The following is a 23,141-nucleotide window of genomic DNA, read 5'->3' on the forward strand; positions in this document are numbered from 1 at the left end:
AAGTATCTAAAAAACTTATTTCATCATTCTCTTGTTCAGAGCAATTTCTTTCAATTCCCTTCCTCCTTTTGCCGTATGCTCTCTATCGGAGACTCTTTCTCAAAAGAAAGCATACAAAGGAGAATATCCTATAACTTCACGTCCTCCAATTTACAGCCCAGACAATAAGAAAAGATTGCCTCACGTGCAAAGAGTCCGTTCTTAGCCTGTTGGATATAGTATGCGTGAGGATTATCATCCACGTCGTAGGCAATTTCATTTACACGAGGGAGTGGATGAAGGATTTTCATATTCTCACGAACCTCGCCGAGCATATCGTTGCGGAGAATATACACATTCTTCACTCGTTCGTATTCCATCAGGTCAGAGAAACGTTCTTTCTGAACTCTCGTCATATAAATAATGTCAGCACCTGCTATCACTTTCGGCGAAAAATCTTCGTGTTCTATGAACCTGATGTTATGCTCACGACAGTAGATTTTATATTCCTCAGGCATTGCAAGTTCCTTTGGTGCGATGAAATGGAAAGTTGGGTTAAAGTGGCGCATAGCCATAATGAGAGAGTGAACGGTGCGTCCGTATTTAAGGTCGCCTACAAGATGGATGTCCAGATTTTCGAGCGTTCCCTGTGTTTGATAAATCGAATACAGGTCAAGAAGACACTGCGATGGGTGCTGGTGTGCGCCGTCGCCTGCATTGATGATCGGCACCGGTGCCACTTCTGAAGCATATTGGGCAGCTCCCTCTATATAGTGGCGCATCACAATCGCATCGGCATAGTTCCCCACCATAAGGATTGTATCCTTCAATGTTTCCCCTTTGCTGACGCTCGACGCCTTTGCATCGGTAAATCCGATTACTTTTGCACCCAATCTGTTGGCTGCTGTTTCAAAACTAAGGCGTGTTCTTGTGGAAGGCTCATAGAAAAGAGTGGCAATAATCTTGCCGTTGAGCAAATCCCTGTTCGGTTTTTTTTCAAATTCTTCAGCCATTCGGATAAGATACATCAGTTCTTCTTTATCCAAATTCTGAATATTCACGAAATCATGTTTTTCCATCTGTCGTGTATGTTGGGTCTGTTATCGAGTCCAAAGGTACGGATTTATTTTCATTCAGCAAGTTTACATACCTATAAAAATAAGCCACAACCGAATGTTTTTCACATTTTTTGCAGCCATTTTCAGTAGTATGACATTTGTTTTGAAAAGGATGGTTTACAAACGTGCGAAGATTGTCCGGCATTCTTCGCACGTTTGCATTGCATTCTTGCGAAGAATGGAAGGCAATCTTCGCAAGAATGAAAACGAATAAAAACACATCTGATTTTCAATCACTTATAAAGTTGAAAGAAAACAAACCTCCGCATCTTAATACCACTTTTTGTATTCAAGATAATGGTCGGCGAACGTGCGCGACACTCCCGACTCAACAGCCTTCAAACGTTTGGCTGGTACGCCTCCCCAAATCTCATTCGCAGGGATTTTAGTACCTTGCAGCACAACAGCTCCGGCTGCAATAACCGAGTTCTCGCCAACTTCGGCACCATCAAGCACCGTCGAGTTCATTCCAACGAGTGCCCCTCGTCGAATTGTTGCACCGTGGACCACGGCCGAATGCCCGACCGTTACACCATCTTCAAGAATCACTGGATTGCTGCGAGATTGATGGATGCACGCCAAATCCTGAATATTCACTTCCGAACCAATGCGAATTGCATTCACATCGGCTCTCAACACGGCTCCAAACCATACAGAGCAATCGTCGCCCATCGTGATTTCGCCTGCAAGCGTTACGTTTTCAGAGAAATAACATCCCTTTCCCCATTTGGGTTCTTTACCGTTTACGGATTTTATAAGTGCCATAATATTTTTAGAGTCAAAGTTTATTCATACTATTATATTAAGGTATTCAGTTGTCAGATGACTTACCGACAGAATGAATCGTCCAGTCTTTCCGGAAAAACCAACCATTCAGAATACGCTGACAAAATTCTGCATTTTTTCTGAATTGAGCAAACAAATCCAGATGTTTCGCAAACAGTCTTGAAATTATCACATTCAATACAGGATGATTCAGCGATATACGTACTTTAAAATTCCATCATACATTGTTGAAAATTGCTTTCACAACGTGCAAATTCTAATTTAGAATACAAAATATTTCGATAAAATATAATAATCTCATATTGAATGCGTTTACACAATAAACAACTCTCTTAATTTATAGACTAGCCTATGATAGAATTATTTACACAAGAAGAATTGACACCGTCAAAAAAGACTTTGGACTTCATACGCCAGTTTGCATACACCTGCCGTTCAATAAAAGTCAATGGTCGTGTTGAAACATACAGTCTTAATTAAATCTTATGAAAACATTAGTATCGCCTTCATTGCTCTCTGCCGATTTTCTGCATTTGGACAGAGATATTGAAATGATTAATAACAGTGATGCCGACTATATTCACATGGATGTTATGGATGGTGTCTTTGTTCCCAACATTTCTTTCGGCTTTCCAATCCTCGAGACTGTGGGAAAAGTCTGCAAGAAACCGATGGACGTTCATTTTATGATTGTTCATCCCGAGAACTATATTCAGCAAACAGCCGACACGGGTGCTGCGATTATGAGCGTTCACGTGGAAACCTGTCCACACCTTCATCGTACCGTTCAGCAAATTCACCAAGCAGGGATGAAAGCCGGCGTGGTATTGAATCCGTCCACACCTGTTTCGCAACTTGAGGACATTATCGAAGATGTAGACCTTGTGCTCCTTATGAGCGTAAACCCGGGTTTTGGAGGCCAGAAGTTCATCGAAGGAACTATCAACAAAGTCAAGCGACTTCGTGAACTGATTGCAAAGAGCGGCAGCAAGGCAATCATCGAGGTGGATGGCGGCGTACAGGCAGAAACAGCTCCACGACTTGTAGAGGCCGGAACAGATATGCTCGTAAGCGGCAGTTATGTGTTCAAGGCGGCAGACCCTATTGAAACTATTCATTCTCTCAAGATGTTATAAAAAGAGAGTAAATCAATGATAACAAGGAACGGGCAAACAAGCTGTTTTACACGCTTGTTTGCCCGTCCTTTTATTGATATATACCATTAAGATGGAGTATAAATCATCTGCCGACCCGTCCTAACATCTCCCAATCAACTGCCTATAACGCCAACTGCAGGCTGACATCGTGCTCACGCACCATTCTTCTCAGGTTCAGAATAGCATAGCGCATACGCCCAAGACTTGTATTAATGCTCACGCCCGTTGTTTCCGCAATTTCCTTGAACGACATTTCCTGATAGAAACGCATAAACACCACTTCACGCTGAGAGGCTGGAAGATGGTTCATCATCTTCTTAATGTCCTGTAAAGTCTGCGTATTCACAAACTCATTCTCAATATTTCCAATCTGCACATCAACTGAACCGATGTTTGAAAGGTCGTTTTCCCTCGGTGCCTCCACCAACTTGTCGGCCTTCTGCGCACGATACCAGTCCATAATAACATTATGGGCGATACGCATTGTCCACGCACTGAATTTGCCGCTTGGCGAATATTTACCTTCCTGAAGTTTGGTAATGACCTTCACGAAAGTTTCCTGAAATATATCATCAGCAGTATCGCGGTCACGAACCACAAAGAGTATATAGGCAAAAAGTTTAGACTGATTGCGAGACAACAATAAATCGAACGCCCTGTTGTCTCCATTAGTATAGGACAAGGCCAATTCTTCATCCGACATCTTATTCAGATTCTTCATTCCTTAAGATAGTTTTAAATTAAGTAATGTTGCTTCGATAGGCAGAATTTATTTAATTTTGAACCGATTTATTGTATTTTAGTTTGCAAATATAGAAAAATTTATCATTTCAGACAAACTTTTAACAATAAATCTGCGTCCTTTTCGTTGTTCAGTCCATCAACTCATAGCCCCAAATATCTTTTTTCATACCGGGAATACCTAAATATTTCTGTTTCTTGCCATAGAATCTTGCCCGCTTTCCATAGTTCTCCGGATGATCACAAAGGGCAAAAATCTCTTTCATATCCTTGTTCATCAGTTGAATGGAAATAACCTTGTCGATATTCGTCTCCCCTACTTCATCGGCTAAAAGGATTGCAGTATTGTAAGAAAAAGGTGGTTCCCACTCTGCATTCTTCTTATTTGCTTTGCAATCGCCGACTATAAAGCCTTCCACACAAACGTAGGAATCGCCGAAATCGCCCTGAATGAACTCTTCAACCGTCAGCACCTGACTGGGAACATCGTCTTCGTCGAAATCATATTCCCCTTCGCTGCCACTTACCGATGGCTTGTCTTTCTTCTCGAAATCCTCTATTTCTGTTTTGGTACAGCCCAAACACAGGCATACCAACAGAAAACACACTATTAGATTCAGTTTTTTCATTTGATTCAAGATTATCACTTGCAAAGATATAATAATATATTAGGTGTAGCAAGATAATTCCAATACTTTTTATGAGAAATAATAAAAGACTGTATTGAAAGAAAAAATAATTCAAAATACACACACTGGCAAACAAAAGAGGTTGGTGCAGGAAGCTACCAACCTCGATAAAGGATTTAGTAAATTTCTAAATCCACGAAAAACACGTAGCAAATATACGCTTTATATATCTTACTGCCAAACTTTTAACTAATAATAATTGTTTTTTAACATTGTAATCGCACACATTCATTAATTTGTGCGCTTCTCGCCTATGCTTCTATATTTTAATTGATATTTAACACAGAAAGAATTGGCTATATCATTATTATTCGGTACTTTTGCAAAAGTATTAACAAATTTATATTTTAAACTAAAATTTCTATTATGAACAAAATTTTACGTTATGCTTTCGTTGCTGCTATGACAGCAATCAGTTCTTTCACATTCGCACAAACAGAAGCCAAGTTCGACTTCGTTCCTGAAAACAGCTACGAGTTATTTGGATTGACAGGTCTGTCTTCACAAAGTAGTAATGCAGGCGACATTACAGAAACCAAGAGTGCTACCGTAGACGGTGTTACCATCACTGCAACTGTCAGTAATCAAAAGAATCCTAACCGTTTTTGGAAAGGTTCTTTCAGAATGTATGGTGGCACATTGTCTCTAAAAGCCACTGGCAAGAAGATTACCAGTATTCTTTATGCACTCTACTTCGACAAGTGGGGAGCTGGGAATAGCTTCGAGCCTGAAGGTACAGTAGAAGATATAGAAGAAAAAGAAGGAAAGAACACTTACAAGTTCAAGAAATGGACTGGCGAAGCAGAAGAAGTTGTTCTCAACGTAGTAAAGAACACACAGTTGCGCTCAATCACAGTTACTTACATTGACGCAACAGGCATCGAGACAGTTGAAACTATCAACTTGAACGAAAACGCTCCTATGTACAACCTCGCAGGTCAGCGTGTTGCTAAGAACTACAAGGGTGTTGTGATTCAGAACGGTAAGAAATTCATCAACAAGTAATTTACTTGCAAGAAAACAATAAAAAAGAGATTCCATAACGGAGTCTCTTTTTTTATTGACGCTGCCAAACTAATACCTATAAAAAACTATTAAAGTCTGATATTTCCAAAACACCTAAACATACCCCTCATATATTCGAAATATTTTCTTTATCGCCTCTTCTATTCATACTATATCGCCTAAGTTCTGCATAAAATTAGAACTAAAAGAAAATAAATAAACAAAAAAACACATAACTATCTGAAAAACAAATAATTACAAAAACCTTCCATTCTTCGCAAAAATGAAATGTAATCTTCGCAAAAATGCATCATAAACGTGCGAAGATTGCAAGCCATTCTTCGCACGTTTAGAAACCAAAGCTGCAATCTAAATTTTTCAGCATTGCAATATCCAACAATACGAGTTCTGCCATTTACCATTAAGAGCACAATATAACGAACTAATAATTACATTGACCTACAATCATAACATCGCAGTTTTATCTTTTGTTATTATCGCGATAAAACGAGGAAATCTGCTTGTTTCCCTGTCCTCCTATTTCTCTGTTTCATTCAAATTAAACACCTATATCAACAAACTGAAATGTTAAAAAAACTCAGAATGATATGTTTTTTCAAGCAAAAAATATGCAGAAAAGAAATAAATAGATTAAATTTGTGGCGTATTACTGCGAAAGTAAAAGAAGATGTAATATTATAATAGCAAAACCTAACAAACAGTCAAAAGGAAAATAAACGTAAAAACCTAATACTGTATAATATGAAGAAAACTGTACACCTATTAATTCTGATGGCATTAATGGCGATGCCGTCGTTTGCCGACAAGGTTTCAAAGTCTGAAGCCCAACGGATTGCAGAGAAGTTTATGGCGCAAAGCAATATGCGCAAGGGTAAGGCTCGCTTTGCTGCCACTCCCAAAACGCTCAAGCTCAGCAAAACCACCAATCAGGACTATGCCCCTTTCTATGTCTACAACGTTGAAAACAACGGTGGTTTCGTAATCGTATCCGGAGAAGATGCGCTCGGCAGCATTCTGGGATACAGCGACAGCGGTTCTTTCGAGATGGAAAATGCCCCCAGCAATATCGTAACGATGTTGCAGATGTTTGCGCGTGCTGCTGAGAATGCAGGCCGACAGGCAAACCAAGGTCCGAAGGAAGATGCCGTTCCATACAAAGGGAACGGTTGTCGTAGCTCCTCTTTTGGGCAACATCCAATGGGGACAGGATAAGCCTTTCAACGCAAAGATGCCGGAATATACGGCTGACGGCGTTACGAGGAACTATTATGTGGGTTGCGTGGCTACGGCTATGGCGCAGATAATGCGTTTCCACAAGTATCCACAACAGGGTATCGGCAGCGAAACCTATCAGACAAAATACGGAACGCCGGCAACAACTCACACGCTAACAGCCAACTACGGAGAAACAACATACAACTGGGGCAATATGCCCGAGTATTTGGAGGAAGACAATGCCGATGCAGCGCAGAACGAACAGGTGGCTACCCTGAGCTATCAGGCAGCAGTAGGCGTGCACATGTCTTTTGCTCCGGGTGGAAGTGGCTCTTATTCGCAGGGCGTAACTGGTGCTTTGGTCAATCATTTCGGCTACGACAAGGGCATTTCCTATAAGAAGCGCGAATATTTCAGCACCAAAGAGTGGATGGATATGATCAAGAAGGAACTCGATGCACACCGTCCTGTGTTTTACAGTGCTTCAAACGAAGATGGTCTGGGCGGTCACGCATACGTCTGCGACGGCTACGACGATCAGGACTATGTTCATATCAACTGGGGCTGGTACGGCAAGAGCAACGGCTATTTCTATGTGAATGCGCTCAATCCATACGATTTGGGAATCGGCGCAAACGGTGGTGGCTACAATCTCCAGCAGGAAATCATCATCGGCATTCAACCCCCTGTTGCCGACAGCAAGAAGCAGTGGGCCATCTATGGTGCTACTCGTCTGGCAGTTCAGGAAATAAATGGAGAAATTCTGGCTATGTCAATTGTTGAAAGCCACGATTGCGATAAGTTTGAAGGCAAGATTGCGGCAGTAATGGTAGATGAAAATGGCAATGTTGCACACGTTTTGAAAGATATGGATATCACTATCAAAGGTGTAAATCTCGACAGTAAGCCTCTTAGTTCTGGTACAACTGTAACATTCAGACAGGTTTCAATGTCTGTACCCTCTCTATCTAACGGAGAATATAAGATAATGTACGCAGTTCAGGCTAACGGAAGCAGCGACTGGACAATCGTCCGTATGCCTAACGGAAAACCAAACTACGGTGAAGCGACCGTGGAAAGTGGTATGATTATATCTGTAAAACAGCACGTTACCGAACCAAACGATATTCAGTTGCTCGAAAAGATTACTCCCGATGGTACGCTCTATGCGAAGGGAAGTGGCAATTTCAGAGTGAACGTCCGCAACAACACCAAGGATTTCTACCTCACACGCATTTGGCTGAAGTTCACATCGGTTACAGACCCTTCAAAGGTTTATTATCTCCACGAAGACAGCGTGAAGACAAACAACGTTTACGACGGTAGCGACAAGGTGCTGAACCTGCTCATCAATCTGCCAGAGGAAATGGAAGCAGGCGACTACAATGTGGTTGCGTTTGAAAAGGGATTCGAGCAATATCCTTTCAAGGAAGACCTCGTTGGTCCTACTGTTCTAAAGGTTCTCGACAAAGCCACAACTCCTATCATTCGTCAGATTGGCAACTTTGCGTGGTTGAGTGGTGGTGCAAACGAAAAAGAAATCCTTCAGGGCGACAAGATTGTGATGACACAACCATTGCGCAACTATGGTATAGCCGGTAAGGCAGCATTGCTTCTCAAGGCTGTGAGTATTGACGACCCAAACAAAGAAGTCAATTTCTTCCAAGTCAAGGAAATCAATTTCTTCCAAATTAAGGAACAGGTATTCGAGCAGCAGCAGCTCATAAACCCACAGTATATTACACGTGTAGACCTGAATCCCGGAAAGTATAATATTGTTCCTTATTATATTGTAGATGGTACGGAATATCCAATGGAAGGCGATGCAGAAAAATGCGTAATAGAAGTGAAGGAAAATGCTGAACTTCCGTTAAGCTGTATGGGACTTCTCACTCCTACAACCGAAATGGTTCAAGGCAAACGTTATACTGGCTTTAAGGTTTCCCTGAAGGCTAAGACGGCTACAAAAGGTACTGTGTATGTTCGTTTGCGCCCAGCTACCTATAAAGAAGGTGAACTCGCCACAATGAAAACAATCAATCTTGCTGCTAACGGCACGATGGATATAACTTTCAATTATACCCCTAAGACTTCATTGCTTAGTGGCAAGTATCTCCTCTATGTGGAATATCGTCCTAACGGCGTTGCTATCGGTAAGGAAATCACAGTTATGGGTGAGAATACAAGAGAAATCTATCTCGGTATTACACAAGGCATTGAAGATGTGAATAATAATGAGGAAGTTGCTGCCGACTTCTCTGTGAACGGCAAACAGATTAGCTTTACGAACGTTCAGAATGTTCGTAAGGTGGAAATTTACAGCCTTACAGGTTCGCAGGTTTATACAACGTCTGCCGTTCCTTCTACGCTCAGTTTGCCGGTAGCAGATGGCGTTTACGCTGTTCGCATAGTTACAAACGGAAGGACTATAACACGAAAGATAGTTTTAAGATAAGATAATGATTTAAGTGTATTAATGAAGGAGTTGGGTCGTGAGATTCGGCTCCTTTTTATTTCAGGGAACAAGGAAAAAAGGAATAAGAAGACGAGAGGAAACAGAACAAATGAACAAAGAATATCGCCTCGACAATATAATCGGATAACGGAAAAATACTTCTGCTTGCAGCTCAATTCCCAACTATGCAACCAAGTTGCAAAACATTAGTTGTATCTTTGCAGTTGTAAAGACAATATTCAAACTTAAAAACTAAAAAATTGTTGCATTATGGTACACGAACATAACTGTTGCTCACACGAACACCATCACAGTAATTGCTGCAAGCACGATGAACATAATCATCACGAACACGTCCATCACAGAGAATGCAGCTGTGGATGTGGACATCATCACCATCATCACGGCGAAATGAAAGGGCAGGTAGCCATCATTATCACTACAATTGCCCTGCTGATAGCAGCACATTTCATTGAAAAGAACTACACGATAACGCGTCTTGAATTGCTTTTCGTCTATCTTGTTCCCTATTTTCTCGTAGGATGGCGCACATTGAAAGAGGCTGTCGAGGGCATTTTGAGCGGCAATTTCTTCAATGAGCATTTCCTGATGTCAGTTGCAACCATCGGAGCATTGGTCATTGGTTTCCTTCCCGGTGCCGAAACACAATATCCTGAAGCCGTTTTCGTGATGCTTTTCTTCACAATCGGTGAAATGTTCGAGGGCTATGCTGAGGGGAAAAGCCGCGAAAGCATTTCGCACCTGATGGATATTCGTCCTGACACGGCGAATGTTGAACGCAACGGAGAACTGAAGACAGTCAGTCCAGAGGAAGTTTCGGTAGGCGAAACGATTGTTGTCCGTCCCGGAGAAAAGGTTGCACTCGACGGAATCATTATTGAAGGCACATCGTCGCTCAATACAACGGCTCTGACTGGAGAGAGTGTACCACGAGATTTGACCGTCAATGATGAGGTTATATCGGGTTGTATCAATCTGACGGGCGTTATCAAAGTGAGAACCACCAAGAGTTTTGGCGAAAGTACGGTGTCGAAAATCATCAAGTTAGTGGAAAGTGCTGACGAAAACAAGTCGAAAAGCGAAACTTTCATTGCAAAGTTTGCACGCATCTATACGCCGATTGTTGTGTTTTCTGCCATTGCCTTGGCGTTTCTTCCACCATTATTTCAGACTGGAGAATACGTAAGCAATCTTTCAACGTGGGTTTATCGTGCGCTGTTGTTCCTCATCGTGTCGTGTCCTTGCGCCCTTGTTATCTCCGTTCCTCTCACGTTCTTCGGTGGAATCGGTGGTGCTTCCCGCAAAGGAATCCTTGTGAAGGGCAGCAATTTTATGGAAACTTTAGCAAAAGTGAAGACCGTTGTGCTCGACAAGACTGGCACTCTGACGCACGGACAGTTTGAAGTTACTGCCATTCATCCCGAGATGGAAGATGAAAAAGAGCTGTTGCATCTGGCAGCTCACGTAGAACATTTTACAACTCATCCTATCGGAGCTGCACTCAGAAACGCCTTCCCTAACGAGGCTACCGACGACTGTCAGACAACCGACGTGGAAGAGATTGCAGGAGAAGGCATTAAGGCTAATGTGAATGGAAAGATAGTCTGCGTGGGAAACACGAAAATGATGGACAGAATCGGTGCAAAATGGCATACTTGCAGCCACGATGTGGGTACGATTATCCACGTTGCCATCAACAGCGAGTACGCCGGACATATCGTTATCAACGATAAAGTGAAGAGCGAGAGCGCAGAAGCGATTGCGAATCTAAAGAAATTGGGTGTGGCAAATACGGTAATGCTTACCGGAGACAGAAAGGAAGTTGCAGAAGAGGTGGGCAAACGCATTGGAGTAGACCAGATAAAATCAGAACTTCTTCCCACGGATAAGGTTTCCAACGTAGAAGATCTCTTGCAGCAATGCAGCGAAAACGAGACTTTGGCATTTGTTGGAGATGGCATCAACGATGCTCCGGTTCTTGCACGTGCCGATGTTGGCATTGCAATGGGAGGTCTTGGCAGCGATGCAGCCATTGAAGCGGCAGACGTTGTGCTGATGGACGACAATCCGAATAAGATTGCCACGGCGATTTCCATAGCCCGCCGTACTCTGAACATCGCACGGCAGAATGTGGTCTTTGCAATCGGAGTGAAAATTGCAGTTCTTCTTCTGGCAACATTCGGGCTTGGAAATATGGCAATGGCAGTATTTGCCGACGTAGGCGTTACAGTAATTGCAGTATTCAATGCTATGCGTGCATTGAAATCATAATAAAAATGGCAGGCATCTATCTGATGCCTGTCATCTACCTATTAACTATTAAAAAACAAAAAGAGCGGACTCATTGAGAACCGCCCTAATGAAAGGAGGAGTGGTACCACCAGGAATCGAACCGGGGACACAAGGATTTTCAGTCCTTTGCTCTACCAACTGAGCTATGGCACCATTCTGCATTTCTTGTTTGATCAGTAGTCATTTCTGAATTGCGAGTGCAAAGATAGGCATTTATTTTTATTCCTACAAATTTTGTGTGAATATTTTCAAACATTAACGTTTATTTATAATTTTATTTTTGATGAATTCCTTTCTAAGTGCCTGAAAAAATAAAGGGTAAAAGAAAAATACTTTACTGTATAATCTTTTACCCTTTACCTCATATCATTCTTCTTCCATCCAACCTTGCGCTTTCAGTTTGAATTCGTTTCCATCACGCGTTATTATGTATTCTCCCAATTTCTCTTCTGTGATGTAACCTATCTGGCGAATATTTTCTACATTTTCAATCTTTGCGTGGTCGCCGATTGGAATTGTAAAGAGCAGTTCGTAGTCCTCGCCACCGTTCAGTGCAGCCGTCGTAAGGTTCATATTAAATTCTTCACACGTTGATGCCGTTTGGTAATCGATGGGAATCTTGTCTTCATAGATTCTGCATCCCACATTGCTTTGCTTGCAAATATGCTTCAAATCACTTGCCAATCCATCGGAAATATCTATCATTGCCGTCGGTTTAATGCCTGCTTCACGCAATTTTTCGAGAATTTTGCCCGGTGCTTCAGGTTTCAGCTGTCTGTCAATAAGGTATTCTTTGCCTATGAAGTCGGGGGTAAAGTTTGCTATCGTGTCCCTTTCAACATTCAATGCCTCCAGTTGCGCTTTGTTATTACTTTCCTGAGCAGCCTTCAGTTTCTTGTTGAACTCTTCAACCTGCTGATAATACACAATTTTCTCACGTTCAAGAATCTGAAGTCCCATATAGGCCGCACCTAAATCGCCCGATACGCAGATGATGTCGGTAGGTTTTGCACCATTTCTGTAAACCACATCTTCCTTTTGAGCTTCGCCGATACAAGTAATGTTAATCGCAAGTCCAGTGTATGATGAAGTGGTGTCTCCACCCACAATATCCACTCCCCACTTTGCACAGGCAGTTTTCAGACCAGTATAGAATAGGTCAAGGTCGCTCACTTTGATACGCTTTCCCAATGCAATGGAAACTATAAGCTGCTTCGGTTGTCCATTCATTGCAAAGATATTGCTCATAGAAACCATAGCACACTTGTATGCCAAGTGCTCCATATCTATATAGGTAAGGTCGAATTGTATTCCTTCCATAAAGAGATGTGAGGAAACGAGAACTTCCTTGCCATCATAATGAAGCACGGAAGCATCGTCGCCGATTCCCTTTACAGTAGAATGGTTTGCCGGAATAATATCTTTTGTAAGGCGATCGATAAGTCCAAATTCGCCCAGTTCTTTTATTTCCATTTTATTTAGAATGTGTTGTGGAAGTTATCCGAATGTGCTATAAAACTTATCAGCACTATTATAGCACCCTATCAGAAAAAATAAAAGGAAGCTAAACACCTTCAGGCTGAAGTCAATGAACAATACTTGAGTTTCATTTACAGATATTGTCCATCAACTTCTACGCAAGAAGTGAATTTAACTTCCCCAAAAGCGTTTAAGCTCTCTTTATCATTTCACGCATAATCTCCGTCATCAAAGGCTGTGCTCTGTTGGCAGCTTCCTGTACTTCCTCGTGGCTCACTTCCACAGGAACGTCAAATCCACCGAGGTCTGTGATGACACTTACACCAAACACCTTAATACCAGAGTGGCGCGCAACGATAACTTCAGGTACGGTACTCATACCAACAGCATCACCGCCCAACAAACGATACATACGATACTCAGCAGGGGTCTCAAACGTAGGACCTTGAACGCCTACATACACGCCGTGCATCACGCGAATACCTTTTTCTTCGGCAATGCCGTCAGCTATTTCGATGAGCTTATGGTCGTAAGGCTCGTGCATATCCGGGAATCTTGGGCCTGTTGGGAAATTAGGACCGTGCAATGGATGTTCGGGGAAGAAATTGATATGGTCGTTGATAATCATCAGATCGCCTATCTTAAATTCCGGATTCATACCTCCTGAAGCATTTGAGACGAAGAGCGTTTCGATGCCCAATTCGTGCATAACGCGGATAGGGAACGTAACCTCCTTCATAGAATAGCCTTCATAATAATGAAAGCGACCCTTCATTGCAACGATATCCTTGCCACCCAGCTTACCGAAGATAAGACAACCGGCGTGTCCTTCTACGGTAGACACAGGAAAATTAGGAATATCCTTATATGATAATTCGTAACTGTCAGTTATTTCGGAAGCTAATTGTCCGAGGCCTGTTCCCAGAATTATTGCCGTCTTTGGGCTTGTTGTCATTCTTTGCTTTAGCCAAGATGCTGTTTCTTGAATTTTTTCGTACATAGGATAATATTTTTTCATTAAACTTCTCTCCCTTATCAAGCATAAACTTGACTTTTATAGGAAGCGCATAAATATTTTTTCTAACATTTTCGTCCAATCCCTCCAAGCCTATAAGGCGGGCACGGTCTTTCTCCGTCGTAATGATAATCTTCGGTTCTGCCATTTGGGCAAAGGTGGAATTGATTAACGCCACATCGTTCTTCTTGAAAGAATGATGATCGGGGAATGCCAATATCTCCGGAGTTCTGTCGCCTGTATAAGGTTGTAGGTCTACTTCCAGTTGTTTTGGCAATGCAATACCCGTAAGAAGCAGTATATTTCTGTGCCTAATATCGTTTAGTACTATCTTTTCTTCCATTGCCTCTCCGTCGAATACAGGAATAAGGTCGCAGTATTCCAACGTAGTGAAGAACAGTTCCTGAAACGGAAACAGGTTCATCGACTTACTCAGCACCCGATATTCAATGGGAGTCAGCTCTTTCGGGCACTTCGTTACGATAACGATGTCTGCACGATTCTTGCCCGAGAGAGGTTCCCGCAACCGCCCTGCCGGCAATAGCTTGTCGTAGATAATCAACCGATGATAGTCCACAAGCAATATATTAATACCCGGCTTCACGTATCTGTGCTGAAAAGCATCGTCAAGCAGCACCACATCGGTATTCTTTGTTTCCTCATCCTGCGTCAGACGGTCGATACCTTCACACCGATTCTTATCCACGGCAACGTGTATATTGGGGAATTTATGCTTCATCTGAAATGGTTCATCGCCAATTTCCCGCATCGGAGTATCTTTTTCAGCCAGAACGTATCCCCTACTCTTACGCTTATAGCCACGTGAAAGCACGGCAACCTGCGTACAGTCCTTGAGCAGATTGATGAGATATTCCACGTGAGGAGTCTTTCCTGAACCACCCACGGTAATGTTTCCTACAGAAATAACAGGCACATCAAAGCTACGGCTTTTCAGAACTCCAAGCTCGAAAAGCTCATTTCGCACCCCTACTCCCAAGCCGTATAGCCAGCTTAGGGGTAAAAGTGATTTATTTATTTTGATGAAATCGCCTTCCATTATATTGTTTAAAGTGCCGAACAGCCTTATTTTCCATTCGGACACCGTTATGTTACTTAATTGATATTGGGATAGAACATCATTCTTGCCTGAATAGCGGACTGCTGATTGAGCGTTTTCAGGAGCGAGAACGGTTCATAATAAAGTCCCAAACCTGCACGAAGCTGCTCGTCCAGATAATTATAGTTCTTCACTTCAGCAAACAACTGCTCTTTCCAATCAGCCGGAGCTGGATACGTTGCCTTGTGATATGATTCCAGTTTTGCAAGTTTGGCAGCCTTGTCAATAGCTTTATCCAATCCTCCCAACTCATCAACGAGCTTTATCTTCAAGGCATCTTCGCCCGTATATACGTGTCCCTGTGCCAAGGCTTCAACCTGCTCGTTGGTCATTTTTCTGCCTTCTGCCACTCGACTCTTGAAGAGTGCATAGCCACGGGCGATATAACGTTCGAGATAACCCATTTCTTCAGCATTGAACGGACGCGTTATCGCACCGAAACTTGCATTCTTATTTGTCTTCACCTCATCAAACTTCACGCCAAGTTTCTCAGAGAACAAGCCACTCATATCGGGGAACATACCGAAGATACCGATCGATCCCGTAAGCGTTGTAGGCTCTGCAACTATCCAACTTGCCGGAGCAGCAATGTAATAGCCACCCGACGCAGCATATCCGCCCATACTGACCACCACAGGCTTCACTTTCTTGAGTTCCATCACCTGATGCCAAATCTGTTCTGAAGCATAAGCCGAACCACCACCGGAGTTGATGCGCAACACAACTGCCTTTACATCTTCATCGTTCATCAGTTCCTCAAGATCCTTGCACACCGTCTGTGCGTCTATCACGTGTCCCTGTGAGAACATTCCACCTGCCACGCCATCCACGATACCGCCGTAAGCATAGTAAACTGCCACTTCTTCGCCTTCCTCCTCAGCCTCAATCGTGCTCATATCGGCGAGCGAAACCTGATTGATATGCTTTGAATCTTCCAACTGAAGCAATTTCTTGATTTCCTTCTTTACCTGATCGGTGTAGATAAGTCCATCAACCAGTTTCATTTTCTTGTATTCTTCCGGCGCAGACAGCGTTATAAGACTGTCGGCATACTGATTGAGCGCAGCAACGGAAACCTTTCTGTTCTCGCTCACGCCCTTCGTGATGTTCTTCCAAATGCCAGTCAGGTATGCAGTAGTCTGTGCGCGGTCGGCATCGCTCATCTTGTCGCCCGTGAACTGCTCGGTGGCACTCTTGTAAGTACCCACCTTTGCCACCTGCACCTTCACACCGAACTTTTCCAAAACATCTTTCAGGAAAACCGGCTGTGCTGCCAGACCGTGCCAGTCAATCTGTCCTTGTGGATTCAGATACACCTTGTTGGCAATCGATGCAAGATAATAAGCATTTTGAGTATAGATGTCTCCATAAGCCACAATCCATTTGCCGCTCTTCTTGAAATCTGCCAACGCATCGTAGGCTGCCTGCAACGAGGCGTGGGAATCGGGCGCAAACGCACCGGCTTCAAGATAAATACCCTTTATTTTATCGTTGTTCTTTGCTTTCCTTACGCCATCCACAAACTCGTCCAACCCGATACCGCCTGCCACCTGACCGGTAAGCTCTGCCATAAAGTTGCTTTCCGCCCTTTCGGTCATCGGGCCTGAAAGATTGATTACAAGCACGGAATTGTCTTTAATGTCTGCCGATGGATTGCCGGAAGCCAACATTCCGAAGACAGCTATGAGACCGAAGACGAACATTATTACTCCAAAGAGAAATATTCCGACAATGGTAGCAAACACGTGTTTTAAAAAATCTTTCATAAAGGTTGTAATTAGTGTTTATTAATATGATGTAAGCGTCTGGTCAAGTAAAGCCATTAGTATTGAATTTACCTTACAAACCTTATTATATGCAAAGATAAATATAAATGGGGAGAATCCCAAATTTTTAATAAAATCTTTATACATTTGCATCCGAAGGAGGGTGTTTCCCTACCCTTTTCCTGAAAAAAGAACAGAAAAATCTTCATTATGAAAACAATACTTGCGATAGACAGTTTCAAAGGATGCCTCACTTCGATGCAGGCAGAGCTTGCTGCCGAACAGGGAATCATATCAGCATATCCCGATACAGAAGTAGTGAAAATACCCGTAACGGATGGTGGCGACGGAATGCTCGACGTGTTCTGCTCGCTTTTCGACTGCGAGAGAATCACTGTCCCCTGCCACGATGCACTGATGAGACGCATTGATGCAAGTTTTGCCGTAAGGAAAGACGGCCTCTGCATTCTTGAAACGGCGCAGGCCTGCGGCATCCATCTGCTGCAAACCGACGAGCTGAACCCATTGCGCGCCACAACCTATGGCGTAGGCGAGCTGATGATAGCAGCGATAAAGCACGGATGCAAGGATTTTCTCGTGGGCTTGGGAGGCTCTGCAACGAGCGACTGCGGCCTTGGAATGCTGAAAGCTTTCAGGAAAGAGTATGGCGAGGACTGGATTCAGCATCCGGCATTGAACATCAACGTTACGTTGGCATCGGACGTGAAGAATCCTCTCTACGGAACAAACGGAGCAGCAGCCGTCTTTGGCCCGCAGAAAGGAGCCTGCGCAACCGATATAGCCTGTCTGGACAGGCGTGCAATGACCTTTGCCAGAATGTCGGCAGCCAAGATGGGATTCGACCAATCCGGCACGGAAGGCGCAGGGGCTGCCGGTGGTTTGGGCTATGCGTTCTTGCAGTTCCTCAATGCAAGGATGGAATCGGGAGCCGATATTCTGTTGCGCGAAGCTCGGTTCAGGCAACTGCTGCACGATGCTGATTGCGTAATTACCGGCGAGGGAAGTGCCGACAAGCAAACCCTGATGGGCAAGATTCCCCAAAAAGTGTTGGAGACAGCGCATCAGGAGAGGGTTCCCGTTCATTTGATTGCGGGGAAAATATCCGAAGCCGACGCACTTTTAAATGCCGGATTTGCATCGACAACGTGCATCAATGCACCCGACTTACCATTGGAAGAAGCCCTGAACGCCGATGTTGCAGCAAAAAACATAGCCTCAACCGTGCAGAAAATCATTGCCGATTGCCAATAGACTGCTTTCCTTGTCAGAAAACCTTATTGGGACAAAAAGAAACAGACGGAAACAAGGCAGCAGTAATCCTGTCAAGAGGAATCCATATAATATAATGTGTAAAAATGCAGATAGCCTTTTTCGGGCAACAAGCCCTACTAAAGACTATCTGCTAAACCTGTATTCAGCGTTCGGGCCTAAAGAGAGGACTAAACCCAAATCGGTCATTAGAAAAATCCGCTTTCTTTTTGCAACGGAACCAGTAACATATGCACGCCATAGTTAGTATCGACACTGTGTTTTATACGATTCTGTTGGAATCCTATGACATTTTGCTATCATAAATCTCTAATGACCGATTTGGGTTTAAGCCTTTCCCTCCTTCTTATAAACAGAGGACTAAAGGGCAAGACGCAACCCAATGTTGCTGTTACGGTAAGAGGGCGTGAAGTCATTACGGTACGAAACACGGCAATTGACTGCACGGTAGTTCCAGCTCCCACCACGACACGCGCGGGAAGAACCCCCTGCAGGTCCCACAGGATTGGTCTGTGCTTCGGCAGTATAGTCGCCATACCAGTCCTGACACCATTCAAGCACGTTGCCACTCATATCGTAAAGCCCAAGCTCATTCGGAGCAAGCTGCCCCACCTCGTGCGCCTTAGATTCAGAATTCTGATAATACCACGCCACCTTGTCTATCTTCACGCTGCCCGCATACTTGTTGTGATAGGTCTTTCGCCCACCACGTGCGGCATATTCCCACTCGGCTTCGGTGGGCATACGGAACTTCATACCGGTCTTGGCATTCAGCGTCTTGATGAAAGCCTGACAGTCTTCCCACGAAACATACTCCAATGGCAGCTTCGCTCCCTTGAAATAGCTCGGGTTCTCGCCCATCACTTCTTCCCACAATTCCTGCGTTACCTCGTATTTGCAGAGATAGAAAGAGGAGAGCGTAACGGAATGCACCGGCTTTTCACTAGGATAAGCCTCTATCTCCTGTTCGGATGTTGCGCCCATATCGAACGTACCCCCTGCAACATACACCATATCGGCGATGAGTTGGTCGAAGATGGCATTGCCGGTGTGTCCCTGCAATGGATTGTCCTCGTCGTCGGATGCCGACACCTTTACCGTCAGCGCAGCCTTTTCGCGGCTCTTGGTGTCGGTTACGGTAATGGTGGCATTGCCTGCCTTCAGTGCCTTCACGTGCAGACTATGCCCCGACAGGGCGGCCGTTGCCACTACCCTATTGCTGCTTTCCACGGCATAGGCACCACTTCCTCCTACCACTTCCACCACAGCTTCCTCCGTGGGTTTCAGCTCCACGGAACTCTGCGAGAGCGAGAGTTTCTCCTCGTTGATTTCTTCCTTTCCGAAAGCAAGCTGTTTGCCGTTCCACGTGGCGTAGAGATGATAGGCCTTCCCACTCTCTATCGCAACGTTTGAACTCTTGGTATTCGCACTCTCCACAGCCTTTCCGTCAATCGTGGCAAGGAGTGTAGCTCCCTCGATTTTCCTACCCGTAGGAACATACCACGATACAATGGAGGCAGAGCCTCCGGCAGGGACGCTTACAGCCGTGCTTGCGGTCGTTTGTGGATGAGAAACGTCTATCTCTACCCCATCCATAAGTTTTACAGTTGATGATGCAGACGTCCAACCTGATGCAGTACGATACCCACGAAGAGCTGCTGAAATAGTCTTTTGGCTCTTATTGATAAAGTGTGTCAGTTCGTAAGCACCCAAATGCTTGAACTTCACGTTTAAACTCTTTGGACCGCCTGAAGCCGTGAACCACACAGGAGCCTGCAAGGCATCCAGTTTTTTCCGCACAAGGCTGCCGGCAAGGATTATTTTGTCCTTCTCCAACTTAGCTTTGCACCCACAGAAGCCATAGAGTGTATAGGGTTTCTCTGTATCTATCTCCTTTGGCAATGTCAACTTCAAGACACACCTCTTTCCATCATTAGAAACAGACGAAACCGGAGAATCCTCCAAAACATATATTTTCTTATTCTGTTTTATGAAGAGCTGCACAATGTCATCTTTGTGCCACTTGGAAACAAGGGACATTGTTCCCTGTTTCTCTGCCAACGAAACGCGTGTAGTCCTCATATCGGAATCATCTTCCGGCATATAGGCAGACAGAAATACTTGCGTGCTTTCCACTTTTGTTTCTTCATCGGTTGCACAGCCAATCAGAAGAAAAACAAATATTGACAATAAAAAATTTATATTTTTCATTTTATTCATAAGTCTATCATTTATAATTCACTACCCGGAACATCGTCAATACTCCCCTCTATACCCGAATCGACATAATTAATATAAAAATACATTCTTTCATCGGGATATAGATATGTAGCAGCCAAAGGCAAGATGGCATCTCCTCCGAGCTTGACAGCGTCTACATAAAACATATATTTTCCCAAAATCTTATCTATTTCTTTACCAGACATTGCAATAGCAACATCTTTTATTTCCTTATATCCTTTCTTCTTTAAATACTTCCAAAATTCCCCTGATACAAATCCGAGCACTTTAACGACACGCTTCTTGCCTGATATAGTCGAGTCTGCTATAATATTCCGGACTTCATTGAGTTTCATAGGGTCGGTCGCAAACTTATAAGAAAAATCAAAGACAATCTTCTTTTTTATTTTATCACTCTTTCCTATAAGGCTCAATACTGGGTCAGCGACAACCATTACCGTATTAAATATCTTCAGCCATTCTCTTTCTTGAGAAGTTATTACTAAGATAACGTCATCCTCGTCTTTCAGGCTTATTTTAATATCTGAAAGTTTTGTCGCATCCCAAGTAAAATCATCTATCGTAAAATCTTTCTCACTTATCAGTTTCCACATATCAGTGAGACTGGCCTTTGCTCCACTCAAGGAAGTACTCTTTTTCATAAAATGACTGACATTCACTGGCTCAATGAGGTATCTGGATTCGTTCCATATACTGTTATCATAGGGATATATCATATTCTGCTTTTTATCATAAATTGCGTGTACGAATGCGTGATAGGTGAATCGCCAGCTATAAGCCTTGAAGACACAGTTCCAAGTTTTATTCTTATCATCCCATTTACGCTCTGTCAGGTCAAGGCGTATTCCTCTGTATTTAGAGCTGCCTAATTTAGGTTCTTTAAATTGTGAAACAGCACGTCTGGCGCGTACAGATTCCATCTTATCATAAATATCCTTCAGACCTGAAAGTTCAAGGATTCGGTTTTTAGCAGAAAGGAATTCTTCCTTTATCTCGGCAAAATCCGTATATCCTTTATCAATAACCGACTTTTCTATGGCCTTTGCTAAAAATTGAGTTTCAGGAACATTCCCAATTAAATTCTTCAGTTTGATAAAATCAGCATCAGGAGTTTCAACAAAGGCATTTGGCAATACCGGCAACAAGAGTGCTATTGCAGTTTCCTCTGCATTGATTTTTACAGGTTCGGTATTTTTACCATCATCTATGGAAGCGTAGCAAAGATATAACAGGCTATCATTCTTCCCAAATACTACATAGGAATTAGCTGCCGTATTAAATCCATTGTCGCTTCCCACACTGATACTGGTACCGTCGGCTATCAGGTCAATATCGGTCGGCTTTATTCCAGAAGCATCCGGAATCTCAATGAAACTTCTTCGAGGTTCAGGCTCTGGTGTTGGAGTTTGGGAAACTCCCTCTTCCTTGCTGCAACCAACCAAAAAAGCAGTAATCACTCCCAACAGCACGAAGGCAGAGAGCCTCCTGTACTGTTTCATCTTGCTAAATTTTCTTTTTCTCATAAAACAGGTAAATTAAATAAATCAACAAAAAAGGTATGGAACAGACCGGGCTGCCTACTTCAGGGTAAGCGTATAGCTTCCTCCATCCTTGTAATCAACCTTATAGGCAGTGCCCTTCACATAGACCTTGGTCAGCTTGCAGCCCTTTATCCAGTAGAGAATGGCCACACCGTCCCTGTCGGTCTCGAACGTGCGCCCACCACAGCAGAATGCACCACCCGACACGTCGGTGGAAACCTTTACATACGCCGCACGGTCGCCATTGCTCTTATAGACCGTTACCTTGCAAGTCTGGTCGTTGTCCGAAACCTTGTTGGCACTTGTAAATGCGGTTGTAACCACAAATACCATCATAAACAGGGCAAATACGCCCGACATTTTCATCAATCTTTTCATTGTCTTTGCTGTTTAAAATTAAATAAATAGGATTTAATAATAATGTTCAATTTGCTCTATGGTAAGATTTTCGTTGCAAATATAAACAATAATGTTAAAATTACCCCCCCCGAATGTTAAATTACGTTATTAAGAACGTTTTTATGCTGTCTGACTGTCCGAAAAGGGATTCCGTATGCCTGTGATTTAGTAGGAAACAAGGCATATCAAGGCATCATCGGAAGCAATGGAAAAGTGCTGTTCACAAACACCATAGGAGCACGAAAGGAGTTCGATTTTGCTCAATTCTCAGAGGTATCGTAAGTAGCGCAGACCGAATATACAATCGTTTTGCATCAGATATCTGTGCCATCCTTGAAGGCTTTGCCTTCTCTGTGTTCGGGAAAATAGGCGTAAATCTGTGCATCTGAGAAATCTGTGAGAGAGATACTTGTCATTTTATTCCGAACTCAGGTAAGTAGCTGATAATCAAACGCATTTTTCTTCATTTTCATTTTTGCGAAGAATGCACGGCAATCTTCGCAAAAACGCAATGCAATCTTGCGAAGAATGAAACGCATTCTTCGCAAGAATGGAAAGGAGGGAGGAAGGGATGGGAAATGGGGAATGGGAAAAGGGAAATGGGGAATGGGAAAAGGGAAATGGGAAATGGGGAATGGGAAATGGGAAATGGGGAATGGGAAAAGGGAAAAGGGAAAAGGGAAAAGAGAAAAGAGAAATGGGGAATGGGAAGAAGGGGACGATAAGGAAGTTTCCTTTATAGGTGTTCCTTATTATATTATATTATATTGCATTACCTGAGTTCGGGATAAAACGGCAAGACGCTCTCGCAGAT

The 23,141-nt window shown here is 43.3% G+C and carries 19 protein-coding genes and 1 tRNA gene; 8 read left to right on the top strand and 12 right to left on the bottom strand.

The window, feature by feature from the left end:
- Nucleotides 1-128: 128 nt before the first annotated feature.
- Together pyrB and P150_RS0113360 are read right to left on the bottom strand one after the other, a co-directional pair.
- Complete coding sequence (pyrB, locus tag P150_RS0113350; protein ID WP_028898128.1) at nt 129-1,058, bottom strand: aspartate carbamoyltransferase; 930 nt, start codon at nt 1,056-1,058, stop codon at nt 129-131.
- 309 nt (nt 1,059-1,367) lie between these two features.
- Entirely contained in the window at nt 1,368-1,862 is a 495-nt protein-coding gene (locus P150_RS0113360; RefSeq protein ID WP_028898129.1) for a gamma carbonic anhydrase family protein, read from the bottom strand.
- Between the two features lie 372 nt (nt 1,863-2,234).
- Here P150_RS0113360 and P150_RS18145 point away from each other — a divergent pair, with 372 nt between their 5' ends.
- Together P150_RS18145 and rpe are read left to right on the top strand one after the other, a co-directional pair.
- Nucleotides 2,235-2,363 carry a hypothetical protein gene (locus P150_RS18145; RefSeq protein WP_255327178.1) on the top strand — a complete coding sequence of 43 codons (129 nt, stop codon included), beginning with the start codon at nt 2,235-2,237 and terminating at the stop codon, nt 2,361-2,363.
- 5 nt (nt 2,364-2,368) lie between these two features.
- Entirely contained in the window at nt 2,369-3,019 is a 651-nt protein-coding gene (gene rpe, locus P150_RS0113365; RefSeq protein WP_028898130.1) for a ribulose-phosphate 3-epimerase, read from the top strand.
- 142 nt (nt 3,020-3,161) lie between these two features.
- Here the strand turns inward: rpe and P150_RS0113370 are convergent, their stop codons facing one another.
- Together P150_RS0113370 and P150_RS0113375 are read right to left on the bottom strand one after the other, a co-directional pair.
- Nucleotides 3,162-3,761: a sigma-70 family RNA polymerase sigma factor gene (locus P150_RS0113370; RefSeq protein ID WP_028898131.1), complete on the bottom strand. Its 600-nt coding sequence runs from the start codon at nt 3,759-3,761 to the stop codon at nt 3,162-3,164.
- Between the two features lie 151 nt (nt 3,762-3,912).
- Nucleotides 3,913-4,410, bottom strand: a complete 498-nt coding sequence (locus P150_RS0113375) for a DUF6359 domain-containing protein (protein ID WP_028898132.1) — start codon at nt 4,408-4,410, stop codon at nt 3,913-3,915.
- A 426-nt stretch (nt 4,411-4,836) separates the two neighbouring features.
- On the opposite strand from P150_RS0113375, the gene P150_RS0113380 reads away from it, so the two are divergent.
- From P150_RS0113380 to P150_RS0113400, 4 genes are all read left to right on the top strand, one after another.
- Nucleotides 4,837-5,475 carry a hypothetical protein gene (locus P150_RS0113380; protein ID WP_028898133.1) on the top strand — a complete coding sequence of 213 codons (639 nt, stop codon included), beginning with the start codon at nt 4,837-4,839 and terminating at the stop codon, nt 5,473-5,475.
- Between the two features lie 762 nt (nt 5,476-6,237).
- Entirely contained in the window at nt 6,238-6,708 is a 471-nt protein-coding gene (locus P150_RS18060; protein WP_231477615.1) for a Spi family protease inhibitor, read from the top strand.
- On the top strand, nt 6,638-9,166 hold the full coding sequence (locus P150_RS0113390; RefSeq protein WP_231477616.1) for a C10 family peptidase: 2,529 nt from the start codon (nt 6,638-6,640) through the stop codon (nt 9,164-9,166). Before P150_RS18060 ends, P150_RS0113390 begins: the two co-directional genes overlap by 71 nt.
- Nucleotides 9,167-9,577: 411 nt before the next feature.
- The gene (locus P150_RS0113400) at nt 9,578-11,458 is read left to right on the top strand and encodes a heavy metal translocating P-type ATPase (protein WP_028898136.1); all 1,881 of its coding nucleotides are present in this window, start codon (nt 9,578-9,580) and stop codon (nt 11,456-11,458) included.
- Between the two features lie 101 nt (nt 11,459-11,559).
- On the opposite strand, the gene P150_RS0113405 is transcribed toward P150_RS0113400, so the two are convergent.
- The 5 genes from P150_RS0113405 to sppA all read right to left on the bottom strand — a co-directional run bounded on the left by P150_RS0113405 (nt 11,560) and on the right by sppA (nt 16,856).
- A tRNA-Phe gene (locus tag P150_RS0113405) sits at nt 11,560-11,632 on the bottom strand.
- A 213-nt stretch (nt 11,633-11,845) separates the two neighbouring features.
- Nucleotides 11,846-12,952, bottom strand: a complete 1,107-nt coding sequence (locus P150_RS0113410) for a thiamine-monophosphate kinase (RefSeq protein ID WP_028898137.1) — start codon at nt 12,950-12,952, stop codon at nt 11,846-11,848.
- Between the two features lie 196 nt (nt 12,953-13,148).
- Entirely contained in the window at nt 13,149-13,913 is a 765-nt protein-coding gene (locus tag P150_RS0113415) for a purine-nucleoside phosphorylase (RefSeq protein WP_028898138.1), read from the bottom strand.
- Nucleotides 13,843-15,030 carry a tetraacyldisaccharide 4'-kinase gene (gene lpxK / locus P150_RS0113420; RefSeq protein WP_028898139.1) on the bottom strand — a complete coding sequence of 396 codons (1,188 nt, stop codon included), beginning with the start codon at nt 15,028-15,030 and terminating at the stop codon, nt 13,843-13,845. Before lpxK ends, P150_RS0113415 begins: the two co-directional genes overlap by 71 nt.
- Nucleotides 15,031-15,086: 56 nt before the next feature.
- On the bottom strand, nt 15,087-16,856 hold the full coding sequence (sppA, locus tag P150_RS0113425) for a signal peptide peptidase SppA (protein ID WP_028898140.1): 1,770 nt from the start codon (nt 16,854-16,856) through the stop codon (nt 15,087-15,089).
- Nucleotides 16,857-17,066: 210 nt separating this feature from the next.
- On the opposite strand from sppA, the gene P150_RS0113430 reads away from it, so the two are divergent.
- The gene (locus P150_RS0113430) at nt 17,067-18,128 is read left to right on the top strand and encodes a glycerate kinase (protein ID WP_028898141.1); all 1,062 of its coding nucleotides are present in this window, start codon (nt 17,067-17,069) and stop codon (nt 18,126-18,128) included.
- A gap of 378 nt (nt 18,129-18,506) precedes the next feature.
- Here P150_RS0113430 and P150_RS16955 read toward each other — a convergent pair whose 3' ends face one another.
- From P150_RS16955 to P150_RS0113445, 3 genes are all read right to left on the bottom strand, one after another.
- Nucleotides 18,507-20,357: an SUMF1/EgtB/PvdO family nonheme iron enzyme gene (locus P150_RS16955; RefSeq protein WP_051617642.1), complete on the bottom strand. Its 1,851-nt coding sequence runs from the start codon at nt 20,355-20,357 to the stop codon at nt 18,507-18,509.
- Nucleotides 20,358-20,377: 20 nt separating this feature from the next.
- Nucleotides 20,378-21,886 (bottom strand): hypothetical protein, encoded by a 1,509-nt coding sequence (locus tag P150_RS0113440; RefSeq protein ID WP_155953016.1) that lies wholly within the window; start codon nt 21,884-21,886, stop codon nt 20,378-20,380.
- 78 nt (nt 21,887-21,964) lie between these two features.
- Nucleotides 21,965-22,306, bottom strand: coding sequence for a hypothetical protein (locus tag P150_RS0113445; protein WP_155953017.1), 342 nt, complete (start codon nt 22,304-22,306; stop codon nt 21,965-21,967).
- Between the two features lie 606 nt (nt 22,307-22,912).
- Here P150_RS0113445 and P150_RS16575 point away from each other — a divergent pair.
- Nucleotides 22,913-23,107 carry a hypothetical protein gene (locus P150_RS16575; protein ID WP_155953018.1) on the top strand — a complete coding sequence of 65 codons (195 nt, stop codon included), beginning with the start codon at nt 22,913-22,915 and terminating at the stop codon, nt 23,105-23,107.
- Nucleotides 23,108-23,141: the final 34 nt, after the last annotated feature.

Source organism: Prevotella sp. HUN102 (assembly GCF_000688375.1).
In the GTDB taxonomy this organism is placed as follows: Bacteria; Bacteroidota; Bacteroidia; order Bacteroidales; family Bacteroidaceae; genus Prevotella.